The sequence below is a fragment of the Terriglobus tenax genome (assembly GCF_025685395.1).
GTDB lineage: Bacteria > Acidobacteriota > Terriglobia > Terriglobales > Acidobacteriaceae > Terriglobus > Terriglobus tenax.
Genome location: NZ_JAGSYA010000003.1, coordinates 132748 through 154248, shown reverse-complemented (window position 1 = coordinate 154248; position 21501 = coordinate 132748). Strand labels below are relative to the sequence as shown.

The 21501-nt window shown below is 60.3% G+C and carries 23 protein-coding genes; 15 read left to right on the top strand and 8 right to left on the bottom strand.

The window, feature by feature from the left end; genetic code table 11:
• Positions 1-77: 77 nt before the first annotated feature.
• Positions 78-722, top strand: a complete 645-nt coding sequence (locus tag OHL13_RS00760; protein WP_263408202.1) for a helix-turn-helix domain-containing protein — start codon at positions 78-80, stop codon at positions 720-722.
• A 39-nt stretch (positions 723-761) separates the two neighbouring features.
• Here OHL13_RS00760 and OHL13_RS00755 read toward each other — a convergent pair whose 3' ends face one another.
• From OHL13_RS00755 to OHL13_RS00735, 5 genes are all read right to left on the bottom strand, one after another.
• Positions 762-1514 (bottom strand): glucose 1-dehydrogenase, encoded by a 753-nt coding sequence (locus tag OHL13_RS00755; RefSeq protein WP_263408201.1) that lies wholly within the window; start codon positions 1512-1514, stop codon positions 762-764.
• Between the two features lie 79 nt (positions 1515-1593).
• Complete coding sequence (locus OHL13_RS00750) at positions 1594-3129, bottom strand: amino acid permease (RefSeq protein ID WP_399255265.1); 1536 nt, start codon at positions 3127-3129, stop codon at positions 1594-1596.
• A 90-nt stretch (positions 3130-3219) separates the two neighbouring features.
• Positions 3220-3621 carry a hypothetical protein gene (locus OHL13_RS00745; RefSeq protein WP_263408200.1) on the bottom strand — a complete coding sequence of 134 codons (402 nt, stop codon included), beginning with the start codon at positions 3619-3621 and terminating at the stop codon, positions 3220-3222.
• 62 nt (positions 3622-3683) lie between these two features.
• On the bottom strand, positions 3684-3839 hold the full coding sequence (locus OHL13_RS00740; protein ID WP_263408199.1) for a hypothetical protein: 156 nt from the start codon (positions 3837-3839) through the stop codon (positions 3684-3686).
• Between the two features lie 61 nt (positions 3840-3900).
• Positions 3901-6615: an ATP-dependent helicase gene (locus OHL13_RS00735; protein ID WP_263408198.1), complete on the bottom strand. Its 2715-nt coding sequence runs from the start codon at positions 6613-6615 to the stop codon at positions 3901-3903.
• Positions 6616-6847: 232 nt separating this feature from the next.
• Between OHL13_RS00735 and OHL13_RS00730 the strand changes: the two genes are divergently transcribed.
• From OHL13_RS00730 to OHL13_RS00720, 3 genes are all read left to right on the top strand, one after another.
• Complete coding sequence (locus OHL13_RS00730; protein ID WP_263408197.1) at positions 6848-7201, top strand: hypothetical protein; 354 nt, start codon at positions 6848-6850, stop codon at positions 7199-7201.
• 65 nt (positions 7202-7266) lie between these two features.
• Positions 7267-7830 (top strand): LOG family protein, encoded by a 564-nt coding sequence (locus OHL13_RS00725; protein ID WP_263408196.1) that lies wholly within the window; start codon positions 7267-7269, stop codon positions 7828-7830.
• A gap of 64 nt (positions 7831-7894) precedes the next feature.
• Positions 7895-8947 (top strand): alkene reductase, encoded by a 1053-nt coding sequence (locus tag OHL13_RS00720; protein ID WP_263408195.1) that lies wholly within the window; start codon positions 7895-7897, stop codon positions 8945-8947.
• 52 nt (positions 8948-8999) lie between these two features.
• On the opposite strand, the gene OHL13_RS00715 is transcribed toward OHL13_RS00720, so the two are convergent.
• Complete coding sequence (locus OHL13_RS00715; RefSeq protein WP_263408194.1) at positions 9000-9335, bottom strand: YbjQ family protein; 336 nt, start codon at positions 9333-9335, stop codon at positions 9000-9002.
• 72 nt (positions 9336-9407) lie between these two features.
• Positions 9408-10418 (bottom strand): anthranilate phosphoribosyltransferase, encoded by a 1011-nt coding sequence (trpD, locus tag OHL13_RS00710; RefSeq protein ID WP_263408193.1) that lies wholly within the window; start codon positions 10416-10418, stop codon positions 9408-9410.
• Between the two features lie 116 nt (positions 10419-10534).
• On the opposite strand from trpD, the gene OHL13_RS00705 reads away from it, so the two are divergent.
• The 10 genes from OHL13_RS00705 to OHL13_RS00660 all read left to right on the top strand — a co-directional run bounded on the left by OHL13_RS00705 (position 10535) and on the right by OHL13_RS00660 (position 19290).
• Positions 10535-11209: a hypothetical protein gene (locus tag OHL13_RS00705; RefSeq protein ID WP_263408192.1), complete on the top strand. Its 675-nt coding sequence runs from the start codon at positions 10535-10537 to the stop codon at positions 11207-11209.
• Positions 11210-11298: 89 nt separating this feature from the next.
• Entirely contained in the window at positions 11299-12471 is a 1173-nt protein-coding gene (gene sucC, locus OHL13_RS00700) for an ADP-forming succinate--CoA ligase subunit beta (RefSeq protein ID WP_263408191.1), read from the top strand.
• Between the two features lie 9 nt (positions 12472-12480).
• The gene (locus tag OHL13_RS00695) at positions 12481-13107 is read left to right on the top strand and encodes a hypothetical protein (RefSeq protein ID WP_263408190.1); all 627 of its coding nucleotides are present in this window, start codon (positions 12481-12483) and stop codon (positions 13105-13107) included.
• A gap of 10 nt (positions 13108-13117) precedes the next feature.
• Positions 13118-14008 carry a succinate--CoA ligase subunit alpha gene (gene sucD, locus OHL13_RS00690; protein ID WP_263408189.1) on the top strand — a complete coding sequence of 297 codons (891 nt, stop codon included), beginning with the start codon at positions 13118-13120 and terminating at the stop codon, positions 14006-14008.
• 219 nt (positions 14009-14227) lie between these two features.
• The gene (locus tag OHL13_RS00685; protein ID WP_263408188.1) at positions 14228-14533 is read left to right on the top strand and encodes a hypothetical protein; all 306 of its coding nucleotides are present in this window, start codon (positions 14228-14230) and stop codon (positions 14531-14533) included.
• 111 nt (positions 14534-14644) lie between these two features.
• The gene (locus OHL13_RS00680; protein ID WP_263408187.1) at positions 14645-15298 is read left to right on the top strand and encodes a BON domain-containing protein; all 654 of its coding nucleotides are present in this window, start codon (positions 14645-14647) and stop codon (positions 15296-15298) included.
• Positions 15299-15338: 40 nt separating this feature from the next.
• Positions 15339-17210 carry an amidase gene (locus OHL13_RS00675; protein ID WP_263408186.1) on the top strand — a complete coding sequence of 624 codons (1872 nt, stop codon included), beginning with the start codon at positions 15339-15341 and terminating at the stop codon, positions 17208-17210.
• 2 nt (positions 17211-17212) lie between these two features.
• The gene (locus OHL13_RS00670) at positions 17213-17986 is read left to right on the top strand and encodes an ATP-binding cassette domain-containing protein (RefSeq protein ID WP_263408185.1); all 774 of its coding nucleotides are present in this window, start codon (positions 17213-17215) and stop codon (positions 17984-17986) included.
• 111 nt (positions 17987-18097) lie between these two features.
• Complete coding sequence (locus OHL13_RS00665) at positions 18098-18715, top strand: thymidine kinase (RefSeq protein WP_263408184.1); 618 nt, start codon at positions 18098-18100, stop codon at positions 18713-18715.
• A 62-nt stretch (positions 18716-18777) separates the two neighbouring features.
• A complete protein-coding gene (locus tag OHL13_RS00660; RefSeq protein ID WP_263408183.1) occupies positions 18778-19290 on the top strand; it encodes a superoxide dismutase family protein in 513 nt (170 codons plus the stop codon).
• 159 nt (positions 19291-19449) lie between these two features.
• On the opposite strand, the gene OHL13_RS00655 is transcribed toward OHL13_RS00660, so the two are convergent.
• The gene (locus OHL13_RS00655; RefSeq protein ID WP_263408182.1) at positions 19450-20520 is read right to left on the bottom strand and encodes an SRPBCC family protein; all 1071 of its coding nucleotides are present in this window, start codon (positions 20518-20520) and stop codon (positions 19450-19452) included.
• A 206-nt stretch (positions 20521-20726) separates the two neighbouring features.
• On the opposite strand from OHL13_RS00655, the gene OHL13_RS00650 reads away from it, so the two are divergent.
• The gene (locus OHL13_RS00650) at positions 20727-21500 is read left to right on the top strand and encodes an RNA polymerase sigma factor (protein ID WP_263408181.1); all 774 of its coding nucleotides are present in this window, start codon (positions 20727-20729) and stop codon (positions 21498-21500) included.
• Position 21501: the final 1 nt, after the last annotated feature.

Below are 21501 nucleotides of genomic sequence, written 5' to 3'. Positions count from 1 at the left end.
CGCGACCCAGGCGTATTCTTGAAACAGCTGACGTATTTTTTCTCCATACCAACATCACTGAGCAGGATTGGCACGCTATGAAGAATTTTCCGACAGCCCATCAGACACAGGAGCCACGACAGATCGTGCACGAGGATGAGGTCGAGGCCAGCATCCAGGCCAAGGAGATCGGCAAAAAGATCCGCCGCCTGCGCCTTAGCCGCTCCATGGGCCTGGTTGAGCTGGGCGTTCAGGCCGGACTCTCCGCCAGCTTTCTGTCGCAGCTTGAGACCGGCCGCGTGGTGCCCACGGTCAAACATCTGGCGCGCATCGCACAGGCCTTTGACAAGGACATGGCCATCTTCTTCCACCGGGCTCCGGAGAAGGATGAGCCCTTCCGCATTCTGCGCGAAGACGAGCGCATACACCTGAAACTCGGCGGCAAGGGCACCGCGGAGATGATCACGCAGAACATGAGCGCCCTGATCCCCGACCACCGGATCGTACCCTGCATCGCGGACCTGGCTCCGTCCGACCAGGGTGTCGGCTTCCACCCCACGATCTTCCAGGGTCTGGAGTTTGTCTTCGTCATGGAAGGCGAACTGGAGATGACCGTCGGGCGCGAGATCCAGACAGCACACACCAACGACGCCATCTGGGTCGACGGCCACATCCAGCGTATCTACCGCTCGGCGAACAGCAGTAACGCCAAGGCGATGATTATTACGTTTCCTGAAATTTAGCGCGGGCAGGGGAAGATCCCCACAGCCCGCGCCACGTACTTATACCTGCGCGAGACCGCCGTCGACGAACAGTTCGACACCGGCGACGAAGCTGGCATCTTCAGATGCCAGAAAGACCGCCACCTTGGCAATTTCATCCGGCTCGCCGATGCGACCGAGCGGCACCTGCGACGCCAGACCAGCCTTGATCTGCGCTGCCTCTTCGGCAGTCTTGGCCAGACCATCGACTCCGGGAGTATCAATCGGCCCCGGACTGACCACGTTCACGCGGATCTTGCGGTCCTTCAGGTCGTTGGTCCAGGTCCGGGCAAACGAACGCACAGCCGCCTTGGTGGCGTTGTAAACACCAAAGGCCGGGAAGCCTTTGATAGAAACGATGGAACCGTTCAACACGATGGCGCCGCCATCGGGCATGAGAGGAAGCGCCTTCTGCACGGTGAAGACAAGGCCCTTCACATTGGTGTTGAAGGTCTTGTCGAAGTGCTCCTCGGTGATCTGGCCCAGCGGAACAAACTCGCCGCCGCCGGCGTTGGCGAAGACCACGTCGACGCGGCCCTTCTCCTGCTTAATTTGTGCGTAAACGCGATCCAGATCGTCGAGCCTGGAGACATCGCCCTGGATGCCGACAACGTTCGAGCCAATCTCTTTGACGGCCGCCTCCAGGTTCTCCTTGCGACGTCCGGTGATATAGACAAACGCGCCCTCGGCGACGAAACGCTTGGCGGTGGCCAGGCCGATGCCGCTGTTGCCTCCGGTTACCAGTGCAATCTTTCCTTCGAGTTTCTTCGACATGTCTTTCTCCTGGCGCGGAGGTCATTCCGGCCATAGTTAGAGATTCATCGAAGCGTCGAAGGATGCAGAATTCTTCTCCCTAGTGCCTGGCGAACTCGCTGCGTTTGCGGCTGTAGAAGAAGTACACGAACAGCCCGATGATGAGCCAGACGAAGAACCGCACCCAGGTAATGGCCGGCAGGCCAGCCATCAGCAGAACGCAGCAGAGGATGCTGAGCACGGGAATCACCGGGCCGAAGGGGACGCGGAAGCCGCGGTAGCGCTCCGGCTGGCGCTTGCGCAGCACGATAACGCCAATGGAGACCAGCACAAACGCGAACAGGGTTCCAATGTTCGACATCTCGGCGAAGGAGCCTACGTCAAACAGGCCCGACGGAATGGCGACGAGGATGCCCGCGAACCAGGTTGCAAAGGCCGGAGTCCGGTACTTGGGGTTCAGCGAGCTGAAGACGTCCGGCAGGAGGCGGTCGCGGCTCATGGCGAACCAGACACGCGCCTGTCCAAGCTGGAAGACCAGGATGGAGGAGATCATGCCGATAATGGCGCCCATCAGCACCACCAGGCGCACCCAGTGCAGGTGGTGCCCTTCGGGCGTCAGGCTGATGCGCTTGAGCGCAGTGACGACCGGGGCCGCGTCGCCTGCAATCGACTGCCACGGCACCATGCCGGTAAGCGTTGCGGCGACGCCGACGTACAGGATGGTACAGACAACCAGCGTGGCGATGATGCCAATGGGCACATCCTTCCGCGGGTTACGGCACTCCTCGCTGGCCGTGGAAACCGAGTCGAAGCCGATGTAGGTAAAGAAAATAATGGAGCCGCCGGCCAGCACGCCAGGGAAGCCGTTCGGCATGAACGGATGGTAGTTACCCGGATGGATGAAGCTGAGGCCGAAGCCGATGAACAGCAGGATGGCGACGATCTTCACCAGCACCATGATGTTGTTGGTGCGCGCCGACTCGCGAATACCGCGGACAAGGATCACGGTGAGGATGAGAACGATGAGGAACGCCGGGATATTGAAGCCGAAGTGCCAGCCGGGCTGGTAGATGTCGTGACCGGAGAGGTCCTGCAAACCGAGCGGAAGGTAGGCCGGAGAAAGCCACTTCGGGTCCATCCGGATGCCCAGCCAGTCCAACAGGTCGACCACGTGCGCCGCAAAGCCGACCGAAACGCTCATGTTGGAGAAGGCGTACTCCAGGATCAGGTCCCAGCCAATGATCCAGGCCACCAGTTCGCCCAGCGTGGCATAGGTGTAGGTGTAGGCGGAGCCGGCAATCGGAATCATGCTGGAGAGCTCGGCGTAACAAAGCCCGGTGAGCGCGCAGACAATGGCCACCAGGACCAGCGACAGCGCCAGAGCCGGTCCGGCGCCGGGACGCCCCGCGACCGAGCCATGATGCAGGATCAGGTCGATGATGGGCGAGGCCTTCCAGTCCACCACCTTCGATGGATTGCCGCCAATGGCCGTGCCGATGACCGTGAAGATACCGGAGCCGATGACGGCTCCAATGCCCAGTGCGGTGAGCGAAACCGGGCCGAGGGTCTTTTTCAGGCTGCGCTCCGGCGCCTCCGACTCAGAGATAAGCTTGTCGATCGACTTGGTCGCAAAGATTTGCCGGGCCAGCGGAGTACTCCTCGGGGTGGGTTGGGTGCAGGTTCGATTACAGCAAGATTACGGTTCAGCGGCAAGCTTCCACCAGGGTCAGCCCAGCAAGCCCAGACGCTGTTTAGCTTCCTGTACACCTGCGTCGATCCCGCATAGCCGGTAAAGCTCGCGCGCCTCAGCCCACAGCTCCGCCGAAAGCTCCCTGCGTTGCAGGTCGTCGGCAAGACACGCATACCCGCGAATCGCATTCGCCAGGTCAAGCGTATCTCTCTCAGGATGCGAGCGATAGATCGCCAGAGCCTCGACCAAGCAGGGTTCCGCCGCATCGAACCGCCGGGCCAGGCGCAGGATATCTCCTGCGTGGCGGATGGTGTGTGCATAGCGCAGCGGCTGATCGTGCTGCAGATTCGCAGCCTCGCGGTAATACTCTGCGGCTTCCAGCAGCCGATTCTCGAGCCGCGCTGTCTTTCCCTGCAGAATCAACTCATCAGCCGTCATGGGGCAATGATAAAGCCCGCCGGAAGGGCGGGCTTTATCAAAAAAAGTTACGTTGCGACGGACTAGCGCTTGGACGCGCCACGTACGAGCTTGCGAACCTTCTTCTTGTTGGAGCCACGGGGAACGGTACGCTTGGCCTTGGCCGGAGCCTTGGCGCGGGCTGCGCGCTTAACTTTCTTGCGCTCTTCGGTATCGGTAATGCTCTTGGTATTTGCCAATGTCTTCTCTCTGCTCTCTTAGAAACTTTGCACGAGCTGCCCGCGAGTCCTGCCGCGAAACCTAGATGCGCTCGAGCTGGGCAAACTTCTCTACCAGCTTTTTCACGCCGTGCTTCTGAAATTCTACCGTAATTTTGGCGTCGTCCCCGTCTCCTTCGCGCCGAAGAAGCGTTCCTTCGCCGTATTTCGGGTGCCGGACGCGCGTTCCGCGCCCCATTCCGGTCTTTCCGGTGGGCTCGGGGAGATCCATTTTCGGGCGGGAGACCTTTTGCCCGCGCTGGCCGAAGAAGCTGGCGATGTTGTCGATAGACCCGCCGCCGGAGCTCTTCCCGGTTCCAGATCTCTGCTGACCGCCACGGTTGTCATAGCTGCCGGACTGGTCCTCATCCTCGTAGGAATAGTGCCGCTCGCCCTCTTCGTAGGGGTCGCGGCGCTGCTGTCCGTAGCGTCCGCCGCCGTAGCGGGAGTAGCGGTCACCGCCGCCCGATGACCAGGATGGCGAAGGCTGCGGACTGCCCAGATCTTCCATCAACCGCGAAGGAATCTCTTCAAGAAAGCGCGATGGCATGCTGGCCTCCGGCATGTCATTGCCATACCGGCGACGGTAGCGGGCGCGGGTGATCACCAGCGTGTCCATGGCGCGCGTGATGCCCACGTAGCAGAGGCGGCGCTCTTCTTCGAGGCCGGTGGGGTCCTGCAGCACGCGGGAGTGCGGGAACAGCCCCTCTTCCATGCCGCAGAGGAAGACCAGGGGGAACTCCAACCCCTTGGCGGCATGCAGCGTCATCAATGTGACCTTGGCGTCGGCCTGGTAGGCGTCCACATCGGAGACCAGGGCGGCGTGGTCCAGAAAGTCCGCCAGACTTTCGCCACGTTCCTGCGCGTCCTGCGCCGCGTTGGCAAGTTCCTTCAGGTTTTCAATGCGCGAGAAGCTCTCCGGGGTGCCTTCGTCTTCCAGTGCCTTGATGTAGCCCGAGCGGTCGTTGAGGAACTTGATCAACTCCGGCAGCGTGGCGGCATCGCCGGGAGCGCGGAAGCCGTCAATCCGGGTGCTGATCTCCAGCGGAGTCAGTGCAGCGGCTGATTGTGGTGTTGCCTTCTCCACGACCGGAGCAAACGGATTGAAGGAAACATCCTCGCCGCCATGCGAGTTCTCCGGGGCGATGTCGGACTGCTCTTCCGTCGGGCCAAAGTCAAAGTTGAAGTTGAAATTGAAGCTGGTGTCGAAAGAGGTCTCCGCCTCCTCATTCTCGATCTCCGCCTCGGCGATCGCGAAGGAGACATCTTCACTGGGCATGGCGATGTCTTCGGCCAGCTTCTCGGCAAAGCCGGGGCCAAGCATGGCACGGGCATCGTCAATCAGCTTCTTAAAACTGGTCAGCGCGGTCAACGCACGCTGCGGCAACAGCTTCTGCTGGATGGCGTGCGCCAGCGCGTCCCATGTGGACATGCTGGTCTCAAGCGCCAGGCGTTCCAGGGTCTCAAGCGTGGTCTTGCCGATGCCGCGCGCAGGCGAGTTGATGACACGCGCCAGGGCGACGGAGTCGTTCGGATTCTGGACCAGCTTCAAATAGCTGATCATGTCCTTGATCTCGGCGCGTTCGTAGAAGGAGAAGCCACCGACCATCGTGTACTTGATCTGGTAGCGCCGCAGAGCCTCTTCCACCAGTCGCGACTGCGAGTTGGTGCGGTACAGGATGGCGCAGCGGGCTTCTTCGTTCGTCTGCCCCGCGTCCTTCAGATACTTGTACAGGCGATCAGCGATGAAGAGGGCTTCATTCTCACCGTCGGGAGCTTCGTAGTAGCCAATGAGCGATCCGCCATCGCGCGTGGTGAACAGGTTCTTGCCCTTGCGCTGCGTGTTGTTCGCAACCACGGCTCCGGCGGCTTCAAGAATCACCTGCGTGGAGCGGTAGTTCTGCTCCAGGCGAATGGTCTTGACCTCGGGAAAGTCCTTCTCGAACTCGAGGATGTTGCGGATATCCGCGCCGCGCCAGCTATAAATGGACTGGTCTTCGTCACCGACGACACAGACGTTATGGTGCTCGCCCGAGAGCAGCTTCATCAGCTCATACTGCGGCTTATTGGTGTCCTGGTACTCGTCGATCAGAAGATAGCGATAGCGGCGGTTGTATCGTTCGCGTGTCTCCTGCGAGGACTTCAGCAGTCGCACCGTCTCCAGCAGAAGGTCGTCGAAGTCCATGGCATTGGCCTTCGCAAGCTCCTTCTTGTAGATCTCGAAGATGTGCGCGATCTTCTCTTCCATGGGGTTGGAGGAGTTGAGGAAGTACTCCTGCGGGTCGATCATGTGGTTCTTCGCCCACGAGATGCGGCCCAGAGCGATGCGCGGCTTCAGCTGCTTGTCATCAATCCCCAGGCGCTTAAGAGCCTGTTTGACCACGGCCTGCTGGTCGGTCTCGTCATAGATGGCGAAGCTCTTGGTCAATCCCACATTGCCGACACGCAGCGCTTCAATATCGCGTCGCAGCGTGCGCACGCAGAATGAGTGAAAGGTGGAGATGCTGGGCCTGGCCAGCGACGCGTGGCCGATCAGCGCGCTCACGCGCTCTTCCATCTCTTTCGCGGCCTTGTTGGTAAAGGTCACGGCAAGGATAGAGTCCGGAGCGACGCCGCGTTGATCGATCAGGTACGCGATGCGGTGTGTGATGACGCGCGTTTTGCCGGAGCCTGCGCCGGCAAGCAGAAGGACAGGACCGTCGACGGTCTCCACACCGGCCCGTTGCTGCGGATTCAACTTGTCGAGAAGATGCTGCAAGACGAGAAACTGCTCCTCGTACAAGTTTACCGCCGCGGCAATTCACAGGGCTTATCAGACAGCAGAGACATGGGAGTGGTTAGCAAGAATGGTTCCCAAAATTACTTGAAATTAATTTCGAAAAAAGTTGGAACAAATGCGGAACTGGCCGCGTAATGCCTCCTGCGTGACGAAATCACCTGAACCTAGGCAGATGAGATTCGATCAAGCCACCGCAGAGGAGAGAACTCACATGAACCGTCAGACTGTTACGCGCGCCGCTTTCGCTATCGCCTTCACCGCCATCACCATGGCCCCCACCGCACAGGCTGCCAGCTTCTTCAAGAAGAGCACCCCGGACACGCAGTCCGCCATGAAGAAGGCCGGCAAGACCGTGAAGTTTACCGTCCGTAACGATTCCAACGAAGCCCGCGAACTCCGCATCGGCGATGAAGTTGTCACCGTCGCCGCCAAGACCAGCAAGCAGCTTGAGGCCGCCGAAGGCGCCAGCGTCTACAACAACACCGCTACCGAAAAGCTCGCCGCCGGCACCCTGATGGTGCAGGTCACCAAGCAACTGAACAACGCGACCCTGGCGCTGAACTAAGCTTCCCCCGCACCACACTTTCTCTTTACCAGATGGCTGGCGGTGAAGGCGTACTCTAGTGGAGTATGTCTTCGCCGACAGCCATCTCTCCTTCCCGCAATATTTGCGTCTTCTGCGCCTCCGCCGACGGCACACAGCCGGAGTACCGGCTCGTAGCCGAAGACCTTGGCCGCAAGCTCGCCTCACAAAATATTGGACTGATCTACGGCGGCGCCCGCGTTGGCTTGATGGGTGCCGTTGCCGATGCCACCCTCGGCTCCGGCGGTCGCGTCACCGGCGTGATTCCGCATGTGCTGGTCGACATGGAAGTGGCCCACCACGATGTCACCGAACTGCACATTGTAAAAACCATGCACGACCGCAAAGCCCTGATGGGCGAGAAGGCAGACGCCTTCCTGATCCTGCCCGGCGGCTTCGGCACCCTGGAAGAGCTCTTCGAAGTCCTGGCCTGGTCCACGCTGAAGCTCCACGCCAAGCCTATTGTGTTGCTGAACACAGCAAAGTTCTGGGACGGCATGCTCACCTTCCTGGACCACTGCATTACCGAGGGAGTGCTGACGCAGCCCAAACGCGACCTGTTGCTGGTGGCGGATACCGTGGATGAAGCTATCCGGCTCTGCGTAGGCTAGCCGTCTCCCCCATTGGGGTAGAGGATGAATCTTCCACGAGGATCGAACCATCAAAGTGGGTGTTATGGCTACGATCTTCGATCCAATCCGCGTCGGTGACCTTGAGCTGCCGAACCGTATCTTCATGGCGCCGCTTACACGGCTGCGCGCCACGCCCAACAACGTTCCCACGCCCATCATGGTGGACTATTACCGCAAGCGCGCCAGCGCCGGCCTGATCATCACCGAGGCCACGCCCGTTGATCCGCTGGGCATTGGCTACTCGCAGGTTCCCGGCATCTGGAGCCAGGAACAGGTGGAGGCCTGGAAGCCCATCACCAGGGCGGTGAAGGAGGCCGGTGGCCATATCTTCATGCAGCTTTGGCATGTCGGCCGTATCTCGCACTCGTCCTTCCACAACGGTGCGCTTCCGGTTGCACCCAGCGCCATTGCGGCCCAGGGTCACGTCAGCCTGATCCGTCCCATCACGCCCTTTGAAACTCCGCGTGCCCTGACGCTGCCGGAGGTGAAGGATGTGATCGAGCAGTTCCGCCGCGGTGCGCAGAACGCGCAGGCCGCCGGCTTTGATGGCGTTCACATCCACGGGGCCAACGGATATTTGCTAGACCAGTTTCTGCAGGACGGCGCCAACCATCGCACCGACGAGTATGGCGGTCCGATTGAAAACCGCGCCCGCCTGATGCTCGAAGTCACCGACGCCGCGATCGGAGTATGGGGAGCCAATCGCGTAGGCGTGCACCTGGCTCCGCGTAGCGACTCGCACGACATTTCGGACTCCAACCGTCCCGCGACCTTCGGCTACGTGGCAACCGAACTCGGTAAGCGGAAGATCGCCTTCATCGCGGCGCGCGAGCATGTTGCGCCGGACAGCCTTGGACCGGAGCTGAAGAAGAAGTTCGGCGGCGTCTACGTGGCCAATGAAAACTTCACGCTCGACTCTGCCAACCAGGCCATTGCCGCCGGATGGGCCGATGCCGTGGCCTTCGGCAAGCCGTTTATCGCCAACGCCGACCTGGTACGCCGTCTCCGCGAAGGGAAGCCACTGAACACGCCGGTGCCTGAGACCTTCTACGGTCATACCGAAGTGGGCTACAGCGATTATCCGGAGCTTGCGTAACCAAAGTTAGCCCTGTGGCGGCGCCGTGCATCCATCAGGCGCCGCGATATGGCTAAATCTTTTCGACGATCACCGCTGTACCATAGGCCAGCACCTCGGTGACACCCTGCATCACTTCCGTGGCGTCGTACTTCGCGGCAATCACGGCATTGGCGCCGTGCTGGTCCGCGTGCATCAGCATCATCTGGAAGGCATCGTTGCGGGTCTTCTCGCACAGGTCGCTCAGTATGGTGATGTTGCCGCCAACCAGCGTCTGCAGACCTGCTCCAATCGAGCCGAAGATGGAGCGCGAGCGCACCAGAATTCCGCGTACCACACCAACGTTGCGAACGATGCGATAGCCGGGAAGCTCAAGAGCGGTGGTGACCATGGAGGGATCAATGGGCATGGGTTTCTCCTTGGCGGAAATTGTACGGGAGCGGGCGCCGGGAAGAAGAAGCGATCGATGAATCCGATACCGCTAAGCCCGCAGCTTTGCCACCAGGGCTGTGACGGCTCCCGCATCAATCGTCTGCTGCGCCAGCGCAACGCCTTCTTGCAGCGTCTTCGCCTTTCCTGAGACCACCAGCACAGCCGCGGCGTTCAACACCACCACATCGCGGTGAGGACCTTTCTCTCCGGCGAAGATCGCCGTCAGGATCTTCGCATTGACCTCGGCGTTGCCACCCTTCAGCGCCTCCAGCGGAGCCGACTGCAGACCAAGCTCCTCCGGCTTCACCGTCATCAGGCTGACGACCCTTCCCTTCACCTCGGCGATCTGCGTAGCGCCATCAAGCGTAATCTCGTCCAGCCCGTTGCCGTGGACCACCATGGCGTGGCGCGTGTTCAGCATGGCCATCGCCTCTGCCACCACCGGCACCAGGTGCGCCGCGTAGACGCCCATCACCTGCGCTGTCGCTCCTGCCGGGTTGGCCAGCGGTCCCAGCACATTGAAGGCCGTGCGGACACCAAGGGCACGACGGATTGGCATGATCGGCTTGAAGCCAGGATGCAGCTCCGGCGCGTGCAGAAAGAGGAAGTTGTTGCTGCGCAGGCTCTCGACGCCCGCTTCGGGCGTCTGCGAGATGGGAATGCCCAGAGCCTCCAGCACATCGGCCGAACCGCACAGCGAGGTCACGGAGCGGTTGCCGTGCTTGGCCACCTTTGCCCCGGCAGCCGTGGCAACCAGCGCCGCGGCAGTGGAGATATTGAAGGTGCCGCTGGAGTCACCGCCTGTGCCGCAGGTATCCACCAGCGTCTCGCGCTCGTCCGTCTCAAGCGGCAGTTGCAGCGCGGCCGAACGCATGGCCTCGGCAAAACCGGCAAGCTCGGCGGCCGTCTCTCCCCGGGTGGCCATGGCGGCCAGCAGAGCGGCAAGGGTGATCTCGGTAAAGTCGCCACCGAGGATCTCCGCCATCAGGTTGCGGGCCTCCTCACGCGTGAGCACGGCTTTCTGTTCGACAATGCGCTTGAGAGTGAGTGAAAGGCCCATATCGCTTTTGAGGGTAGCATCTGGGCACGCGGGACGGCTCGACTCCAAAGAGCGGGAAAACCCGGATCAAAGCCAAAAGAAGCCGGACCAGGATGCGAAGCATCCAACTAATGGTGATGAAGACCTGGCTTCTAGTTGCGACGTTGTTGACGGCCACGGCGATGGCGCAGAATCCGCAGCAGACGGCCAAGCCCAGCGACAACAGCCCCATTAAAGATGCGCCGACGATGGACAACTACTCCCAGCCGGCCAGCGATTACAACTACGACAATCCCATGGCGAATCCTCAAAACCGGGACGCCTCGCCCTACTGTGAACCGGAACAGCTGGAGGTGAAGATTGGTGCGGACAACGCCTCCAATGGCCAGCACGCCATTCCGGTCAGTTTTCGCAACGGCAGCAACTTCTCCTGCAGGCTTGGTCCGGTAACCACCATGCGCCTGGAGACAGGTTCCAACGTGCAGATGCAAGTCCGCGAAGGGACGCAGTGGGTGATGAAGCCGGTGATGCGCTATGTCCCCCTGGCCCTGGAGAGCTGCCAGAACTGCGGCGGGTTCTTCTTCAACTCCGGCCCCGGACAGGACATTACCGTGGAACCGGGCGGCACGGTCTATAAGTTGATCGGGTTCACCACCCTGAACTCCTCCCCCTGCGCCAAGGCCAACACCCTGAGTTGGGTGACCCACCCGGGCAGTGTGGCCCAGCACATTCCTTTCACGGTGCAGGTCTGCGCTCCGTTGCGGTACTCGGGAATTGTTAAAAGTCTTCCCGACGGATTCCTGACACCGTAACTAGTGCGAACATCGCACAAATGTGCGAAATCGTGGTTGCGCCTGCTTTCTCCACTCGACTACCATCGTGTCGTTAGCTCAGGAAGCCCATGAAAATTCACGAATATCAGGCGAAAGAAATCCTGCGGAAGTATGGCGTCACCGTTCCCAACGGCGAGATGGCCACAACGCTGGAAGAGGCCGACAAGGCCGCCAAGCAGCTTTTCTCCAACGGCGCACCTGCTGTCGTCGTCAAGGCGCAGATTCATGCCGGCGGCCGTGGCAAGGGCGGCGGCGTGAAGGTCGTCAAGACGATTGAGGATGCCAACACGGCCTCCAAGGCGATCCTCGGCATGCAGCTCATCACGCACCAGACCGGGCCGCAGGGCCAGAAGGTGCAGCGCCTGCTGATCGAAGAGGGTTCGCTGATCGACCGCGAACTTTATCTCGGCATCGTTCTGGACCGTGCGACCGCGAAGCTGGTCTTCATGGCTTCCAAGGCCGGTGGCATGGAGATCGAAGAGGTTGCCGCCAAGGACCCCGACGCAATCTTCAAGGAATACATCGATCCGGGCATCGGCTTCCAGCCGTACCAGGCGCGCAAGCTGGCTTTCAAGCTGGGCCTGACGCCGGCTCAGGTGGGTGAGGCCGTCAAGTTCATGATGGGCCTGTACAAGGCTTTTGTTGAAACCGACTGCTCGCTGATGGAGATCAACCCCTTCATCACGACCAAGGACGGTAAGCTGGCCGCCCTGGATTGCAAGATCAACTTCGACGACAACGGCATGTTCCGCCACAAAGACCTGAAGGAACTGCGCGACGTTGCCGAGGAAGATCCGCTCGAGGTGGAAGCCTCGAAGTTCAACCTGAACTACATCAAGCTGGATGGCAGCATCGCCTGCATGGTGAACGGCGCCGGTCTCGCGATGGCGACGATGGACATTATTCAGTACGCCGGCGGCTCGCCTGCAAACTTCCTGGACGTGGGCGGCGGCGCCAACCAGGAGCAGATTGAGCAGGCCTTTGGCATTCTGCTGAGCGACCCGAACGTGAAGGCGATCTTCATCAACATCTTCGGCGGCATTCTGCGCGTGGATGTACTGGCGACCGCGGTGGTTGCGGCGGCGAAGAACCTGGGCGTAAAGATTCCGATCGTGCTGCGTCTTGAAGGCACCAATGTGGAAGAAGGACGCCAGATTCTGAAGGACAGCGACCTGAAGTTCGAAGTAGGCGCAACGATGAAGGAAGCCGCTGATTTAGTGGTGAAAGCCGCTAAAGGGTAAATCCAAGAGATGCAGTTTCCCAATCCATTTCGAAATAAGGATCAAAAAGTAGCTGAAGATCTCTTTCGAGAGTTGCAGCAGAATACGGAGCGGGAATATCAGCCAATCGGAGATTTTGGATTAGCCATTATTACGGCGGCAACTAACAGTCGTAATGCCACAAAGAAATTCATCAGGATTGAGGACGAGAAAAAGCGAATAGAACGGGAAGTCTATTTGTTCTATGAGCATATTTACTTCTTTTGTCACCTGGGCTTAAGACATGGCTTTGCGGTGTTATCAAACGAACAGTCTGCAAAGGTGAGCCAATATTTGGAAATGATGATTCCGTCGGTGGCGGTCGACTCCTATTTTCAACATTGGCCAGGAGAGATTAAGCAAAGGATGAAAGATGAGTTCGTTCAGAAGCTTCAACAGTCTGAAACTGAATTCAAGGAAGTAGTAAGGCAATCATCTTTACCCTCGAAAGAGAAATTTCTGGGGCTCTTCGTTTTTCATGCATCACATGTGGTTCAACTTTGTGAACGTGAAGCGGAATGGGAAGACCTTAGGACTGCATTAGTAGAAGATTTGATCGATGAGTGGAAGAAAGCACAGTTCGAAGATTGTGTTCTAAAGATTAAGCAAGCAAATTAGGAAGGTAACAATGTCCGTTCTAGTCGATAAGAATACGCGGCTGATTGTGCAGGGAATTACCGGTCGTGAAGGTACTTTCCATGCGAAGGGATGCGCGGAGTACGCCAAGCAGTTTGGTGTGGATCTGGTTGTCGGCGGTGTAACTCCCGGCAAGGGCGGCACCATCCATGAGGGCTGGCCGGTCTTCAACACGGTGGAAGAGGCCGTAAAAGAAACAGGAGCCAACGCGACTGTTATCTTTGTTCCTCCGCCGGCTGCTGCGGATGGCATTCTGGAAGCCGTCGACGCAAAGGTTCCGCTGGTTATCTGCATCACCGAGGGCATTCCCGCCCTGGACATGGTGAAGGCATGGCCGATTGTGAAGGCCTCGGGCTCGCGCCTGATCGGACCGAACTGCCCGGGCGTCATCTCGCCGGGTAAGGCGAAGATCGGCATCATGCCCGGCCGCATCCACAAGGAAGGCTCGGTCGGCATCGTCTCCAAGTCTGGCACGCTGACCTATGAGGCCGTTTACCAGTTGACACAGCGCGGCATCGGTCAGTCGACGGCTATCGGCATCGGCGGCGACCCGATCATCGGCACCACGCACATCGACGCGCTGAAGCTGCTGCAGGAGGATCCCGACACCGAGGCAATCATCATGATCGGCGAGATCGGCGGATCGGCCGAGGAAGCAGCTGCGGCCTACATCAAGGAGCATGTCACCAAGCCCGTCGTCGGCTTTATCGCCGGCCAGACGGCGCCTCCGGGACGCCGCATGGGCCACGCCGGTGCCATCATCTCCGGCGGCGAAGGTACCGCGCAGAGCAAGATGGCTGCGATGGCTGCCGCCGGCATCCACGTCGTCCAGTCGCCCGCTGAAATGGGCGAAATGATGGCAAGGGTACTGGGTAAGGCATAAGCCTTTTGTTCCCAGAAGCAAGGCAAGAGAGGGCGGCTTCGGCCGCCCTTCTGCTTTTCTGCACGCGAATTACACCTCCCGCACAACTTCCACCTTTTCTTTCAGCGTATGAAGCAGGCCTGCCACCGCGGGGCAAAGCGAAGCGGCGATGCCCCATCTCATCCCCCGAAGCCGATCGAGAAATGCTTCCAGACTGTGAATGAACAAAGGAGAACCACCATGTCGTTTCTGACAGAGCAGGATCATCGCGTTGTTCCGGGCCAGGTGAAAGAGGATCAGGTCACGTCCTACATTGAAAAGCACACCTCGCAGCTTCCCAGTTCGTTTTACCTCGGGGCGGCTGGAGTCTCTGTCATTGCATCGCTGGCGCTGAAGCTGGGTGGCCGCGACCGCGAGGCACAGTTTGTCGGGCAGTGGGTGGCCCCCTTCCTGCTCTTCGGCATCTACAACAAGCTGGTGAAGCAGCACGGTTCCGACGCGGAGGTTCATTCCAACTCGCGCGAAAAGCTGTACGAAGCGGCGTAAACTCCGCTGGCCTTCAAGGGCGGGGGGCACACAACTCCCCGGCAGCTTGCAGCCATCTGAATAAGATGGCTGCAAGCTGGTCCTGATTCGGCGCAGCCAGGAGAGTATGAAATGACGAGGATGCAAGGTATCACCCGCTATTTCCTCCTGCTTGTATTGGCACTTCCCTTTGCACCGATTTCTTCAGCCCATGCACAGCAGTCGCGTTTTTCTGACAACGACGCTTCCCGTATCGCCACCGAAGTACAGAAGCAGTTATTGAAGCTTCCCAATTACAGCGTCTTTGACAGCCTGCACTTCGGCCTGCGCGGTGGTGTGGTCACGCTGGGTGGCTATGCCAGCCGCCCCACGCTGAAGAGCGATGCTGAGCGTGTGGTGAAGAAGATTGAAGGCGTTACCGAGGTCGACAACCAGATCGAGGTTCTGCCCAACTCGCCCAACGACGACCGGATCCGCATGGCGGTTTATACGCGGGTTTACGGGCAGGCACAGCTTCGCAAATACACCTCGAACTTCCCGAACGCCGCCATCACACCGTCGATTGCACGATCGGCCGGTGGCATCACCTGGGATCCTCCCATTGGCTACCACGCCATTCATATCATCGTGAAGAACGGCAATGTGATCCTGACCGGCGTGGTGAACAACGAGAGCGACTCGATCATTGCCCAGATGCAGGCCAACGGAACCCCGGGAGTCTTCGGCGTGAGCAATGAGCTGTACGTAGTGAACCAGTCAGGCAGCAAAAAGGAACTGAAGAAGTAAGCAGGCGCAACGGCGGCGGGCTTCGGCTATGCTTGCAAACATGATGCAAGCTGACGAATCCCGCCGCCGTTTTCTGAGTGTGTGCGCGCAGGCTGGTGTGGGAGCTACGCTGATGCCGGGAGTATTGTTTGCCCTGGCCACGCAGGCCAATGCGCAGAGCTCCAATGAGGCCGCCCCCTTCCCAAAGCTAACGCCCGAGATGATTGATCAAGCCGCAGCTCTGGTAGGGCTGACCATCACCGATGAACAGAAGAAATTGATGATGGACGGCTTGGCCGACCAGCGGGGCATGATCCGCCAGATCCGCAATCTGCACATACCGAACAGCGTTGCCCCGGCCTTCAACTTCGACCCTGTGCCGGGTGGGATGAAGCTGGAGACAGTACGAACGCCTGCGAAGCTGGGACCGGCGCCCAGTGTCGCGGGCCTTTCCCTGAGCGAGGAAGAGAAGATCGCTTTTGCCAGTGTGCGCGAGTTGTCGGAGCTGGTGCGGTTGCGCAAGGTGAAGTCAGCGGAGCTGACGAAGCTTTATCTTGATCGCCTGAAGCGCTACGATCCTCGCCTGCACTTCGTTATCACGCTGACCGAAGAGCGAGCCCTGAAGCAGGCTGCAGAGGCCGATACCGCCATTGCCGCGGGCAAGTACAAGGGCCCTCTGCATGGGATTCCGTGGGGAACTAAGGACCTGTTGAGCGTGAAGGGATATCGCACGACGTGGGGCGCGGGTGGATTTGAGCAGCAGCAGTTCGATGTGGACGCGACCGTGGTGCAGCGTCTGGATGAAGCGGGCGCGGTGCTGCTGGCCAAGCTGACGATGGGCGCGCTGGCGCAGGGCGATGTATGGTTCGGCGGCAAGACACGCAATCCGTGGAACCCGAAGCAGGGCTCGAGCGGATCGTCTGCTGGCTCGGCTTCTTCTGTCAGCGCGGGCTGTGTTGGCTTTGCCATTGGTACGGAGACGCTGGGGTCGATCTCTTCGCCGTCGACGCGTTGCGGCACCAGCGGCCTGCGGCCAACGTTTGGCCTTGTGCCGCGTACGGGAGCGATGGCCCTGAGCTGGTCGATGGACAAGATTGGCCCTATCTGCCGCAGCGTGGAAGACTGCGCCCTGGTAATGAGCGCCATCTATGGGCCCGATGGCCACGACCGCAGCGTGAAGGATGCTGCCTTCAATTGGAATGCGGGCTTCGATTGGAAGAAGCTGCGTGTAGGTTACTTCGCCGATGCGTTTGCGGAGCCGAAGTTCGAGGCTCCGAAAGACGGATACGAGGGCGCGACCGCGGACGAGAAGCAGAAGAAGGAAGAGGCTGCGAAAAGCTCGTTTGCGCGCCGTGCCTACGATGCGAAGTACGAACGCGCAACCCTGGACGTGTTGAAGAAGATGGGCGTAACGCTGGTTCCTGTGGAACTGCCGAAGCTGCCGTGGGGGCCGATGACGGGCAATCTCGAAGCCGAAGCTGCCGCTGCGTTTGATGAGCTGACACGCTCGGGCCGCGACAAGCTGCTCACCGCGCAGGCTGCCGACGACTGGCCAAACATCTTCCGCACCTTCCGGCTTTACTCGGCAGTGGATTACATCAACGCCATGCGTGCGCGTTCGCTGGGCATTGAGGCCATGGCGAAGCTCTTCGAGCAGGTGGATGTGATCGTCACACCGTCGAGCGGAATGCAGCTGCGTGCGACCAATCTTACCGGGCATCCGGCTGTGATTGTGCCGAACGGCCTGCGAGGCGACGATGCTCCACCTCCTCCACATGTAGACGATGGCGAGTCAGACAACATTGGCGGCCCCGGAACGCCGGTCAGCATTACGTTCCTCGGGCAGCTGTACTCGGACGCGCGCCTGGCCGCCTTTGCGCGCGCTTACCAGGAGGCCACCGGCTTCCATAAACTGCATCCGAGGCTGGTTTAGCCATGGCGTTTGTTGAAGCCCATGATCTTGTGAAGGAGTACCCGGCAAAGAACGCAGCCGGGGCTGTCCGCGTGGTCGACAAGGTATCGCTCTCGATAGCGCGCGGCGAGACGCTTGGCCTGGTCGGCGAATCCGGCTCCGGCAAAAGCACGGTGGCCCGCATGATGTTGCGCCTCATTGAGCCGACTTCCGGTTCCGTACACTTTGATGGCGTGGACGTACTTGGCGCAGGCCGCGCGGGCATGCACGCCCTGCGCAGACGCATGCAGATCGTCTTCCAGGACCCCTACTCGGCGCTGAACCCGCGCATGCGCGTGCGGCAGATTCTGCTCGAGCCATGCGCCATCCACGGAGCGCCGGAGGGCGTGGACCCACAGAAGCGTGTCCGGGGTCTGCTGCGCGAGGTGGGTCTGGATGAGTCGGCGCTGGAGCGTTACCCGCACGAGTTTTCCGGCGGCCAGCGGCAGCGCATCAACATTGCCCGCGCGCTGATGCTGCGGCCGGAGTTCCTGATCCTGGATGAGCCGGTCAGCGCGCTCGATGTGTCGGTAGGAGCGCAGGTGGTGAACCTGCTGCGCGACCTGCAAAAGAACTACGGGCTGACGTACCTGTTCATCTCGCACTCCATGCCGCTGGTGCGCTACCTGTGCGACCGCGTGGCGGTGATGCAAAAGGGCCGACTGGTGGAGATCGGTGACGCCCTGGAGGTCTGCGACTGCCCGCGAGAGGCGTATACGCAGCAACTGATTGCGGCGACGCCGGAGATGCCGGTGTAACGTCCTATTTTCCTCAGCGTTGTCATCCCGACCGGAGAGGAGCGTAGTGGAGAGAGGACAAGACGTCTTTCGTGCCCGTTTTTTCACACCCGCCAGCAGTACCATTTCCGAATGACCCAGCAGCACGTTGGCCGGCTGGAGGTAATCACCGGCCCCATGTTTTCCGGCAAGAGCGAGGAGCTGATCCGCCGCCTGAAGCGCGCGAAGATCGCCCGCCAGCGCGTCGCCTGCTTCAAGCCCGACATCGACCTTCGCTATCACCGCACGGCCATCGCCTCGCACTCCGAGCAGACGCATGACGCCGCCGTGGTCACACCCACCTCCGACCGTCTGAAGGCTGAGCTGTTTGAGAACAGCAGCATCGAAGAAATTGACGTCATCGGCATCGACGAGGTGCAGTTCTTCGACGAAGGCATCATCCCGCTCACCCTGGAGCTTGTGCACCTGGGCAAACGGGTGATTCTGGGCGGGTTGGACACCACCTTCGCCAACGAGCCCTTTGGCCCGGTGCCCAACCTGATGGCGCTGGCTGACCAGGTGACCAAGCTCTCGGCCGTCTGCATGGTCTGCGGCAACCCGGCCATCCATACGCAGCGCCTTGGCCAGAGCCAGGAACTGGTAGTCGTCGGCGCCGCCGGGCTGTACGAGGCACGCTGCCGCGAGCACTTCGAACCCTTTGTGGACGAGAACAAGAGCGAGCAGATGGAACTGCCCGCTGTTCCTCTCTAGGCGACACGCTTTGCGCTGGTTCGCATCCAATGCGTATCCTTCGGGATATAAGGAGATTCGCCATGCGTTTTGCCGCTATTGCTTCGGCCGCCCTTCTGGTTGCCGTTCCCGTCTTCGCTGCCGCCCCTAAGCCCGTCAAGGTGGAACTGAAGGACGCGAGCGGCAAGGATGCCGGCTATGTGACCTTTTCCCCCGATAAGAAGGGTGTGAAGGTAATGGTTATGCTCGCGAACCTGCCCGCCGGCGAGCACGCCGTGCATGTCCACGCCGGTAGCGAGTGCGTTGCCCCGTTCACCTCCGCCGGTGGCCACTTCAACCCGGAGAACAAGCACCACGGCTTCAAGAACCCGGAAGGCCATCACGACGGCGACTTCCCGGAGTCTGTCGCGATGACCGGTGACATGGGCCACAAGGTCTTCGTTGCCGATTACCTGTCGCTTGATCCGGCTGCACCCAACTCCATTTACGGCCACACCGTCGTTGTGCATGAGAAAGCCGACGACCAGACCTCGGATCCGGCCGGAAACGCCGGCAGCCGCATCGCCTGCGGTGTGATTGAAAAGCCCGCGATGTAAGCGGATTCAAGTCAATAGAAAGCCCCGCTGATTGCGGGGCTTTCTATTTCTGTGGTCCATCTACAAAAGCGACCTCAGCGGCTAAAGCCGCTCATTGTGCCGTCCTTGCGGCACGGCTGAAGCCGTGCCCTTAAACCACTGCTCAGGATGCCGAGGCGGCTATTTCGGTACCGGTACGCCCATATTCGCGGGCGGGGTGGCAGGCCGTACCACGGCGCCTTCCGGCAGCGGTTTCCCTTCGGCCAGCAACTTCATGTTCTCCAGCATCTTCGTAAACCGCGTGCGGCGGTTGTCGATGTCCTTCTGGCGGGCGGCATCATCCGGCAGGGCGGAGTTGTCCAGCATCAGCGTATAGTTCAGCCGGGTGGTGGAGGCCGTCACCGGCTCCGCCCAAAGCTGGCCGTGGTACAGGTTGTAGTTCGCACCCACGCGCTTTGGCTGGGTGTAGATGTAGCTGGTCTTTGTCTTGCCCACCAGTATCTCGCTGCCGATGGTGCGGATGGTTCCCAGCCCACCGTCGCCAGAGACGATGCTGCAGCCCGGAATTCCCCACTCGCCGATATCGCAGTACTTGCCGATGCGCGCCCACACCTTGTCCGCAGGGGCATTGACCTCAATGCTCATCGGGATGGAGATGTAGTGCGGCTCAGCCACCAGCCAGGTTGCGGCGGGAATCGGTGGGGCCACAGGCGGCTCCACCTTGCGGCCCTCCGCCATTGCCTTCATGTTTTTCAAATAGCCGCCAAAGCGCGTCTTGCGGGTTGCAATCTCGGCCTCGCGGGCGGCGTCGTCGGCCAGCATGGAGTTGTCATATAAAAAGCTGTACTGCAGGCGCGAGGTCTTCGCGGTGACCGGAACCACCTCCAGCGTGCCGTGGTACAGGTTGTAGACCGCTCCCTGCCGGGGCGCCTGCGTGTAGGTGTAGGAGTATGTCGTCTTGCCGACCATCACCTCGTTCAGGATGGAGCGCACCGTGCCGATCTCCTCCCCCGGCCCCTGCACAATCCTGCAGGGCATACCGGACCAAGCGGCGATGTCGCAATACTTGCCAACCTTCGCCCAGACCGCGTCCGCCGAGGCGTTGACCTCTTCCGTCAACTGAAAGCTGACGTAGTGGGGCGCCGGGCTTTCCAGCGGAGCCGGAGCGGGCCGGGCCGCCGGAGCCTGGGCAAACACGGTTGCGGAGGCAAGAAGGACACAGGCAGGCAGAGCGAGGTGGACCTTGAACATGGATTCCCTTTGGGTGTCAAAAAAAGCAGGATTGCGGTGCAGAAGCATGAAACCCCGCCCGTCAAGCCGCTGTCAATCGCGGGTAGTTCCAGTCCGGATTTTCAGCCTGAATTAAGATTCGACGGATATCTCAGAAAGATCGCCGTAGCCCCTATTTTCGTGCAACTTCGCGGAACTCCGGCGAACCCGCTTTCGTATAGGAACACATGGGCGTTCTTCACATGACGATTCCCGCGCAGGGCCTCCCGATGGCATCGGCCAAACGAGCCATGTTCCTGTCGCCGGAGCCCCGCCGGGCAAAGGTTCCACCGCCCCAGAAGGCGCCGCAAGTTACACTCGATACGGCACATAAGCCAGTTGAGGAACGCATCGTGGAGCGCACACCCGAGCAGGAGGCCATGGAGAAGCTGGTCCGCCAATGTATGGCGGGCGACTCGCATGCCTGGCAGCAGCTCGTGGCCTCGCAGCATCGGCGCATCTACGCCATCTGCTATCGCTTCACCGGATCGGCCACGGACGCCGAAGACCTGACGCAGGATGTTTTCCTGAAGCTGTACAAAAACCTGGAAAGTTTTGATGCCTTCAAAGGCAGCTTCCAGACCTGGATCACGACGCTGGCGCGCAACCTGCTGGTGGATCACTTCCGCCGCACGCGCATGGACCGCGTCTCGGACTCCATGGACGCAAGTTTTGACGGTGAGGACGATGGGCCGACCTTCGCCGACCGTCTGGCCGATACACGCAAGGGCCAGCATGAACATGTGGCGGGTTTGGAATTGAAGACCCGCATCCAGACGGCGCTGAAACAGCTCTCGCCGGAGTTGCGCGAGGCTGTTATCCTTCGCGATCTGGAAGACATGGATTACAAAGAAATTGCGGCGGTACTGAAGGTGCCCGAGGGCACCGTCAAAAGCCGCATCAACCGCGGACGCGGTGAGTTGGCAAGAATTTTAGGAAAAAGCGAAAGGCAGGTGGTGTAAG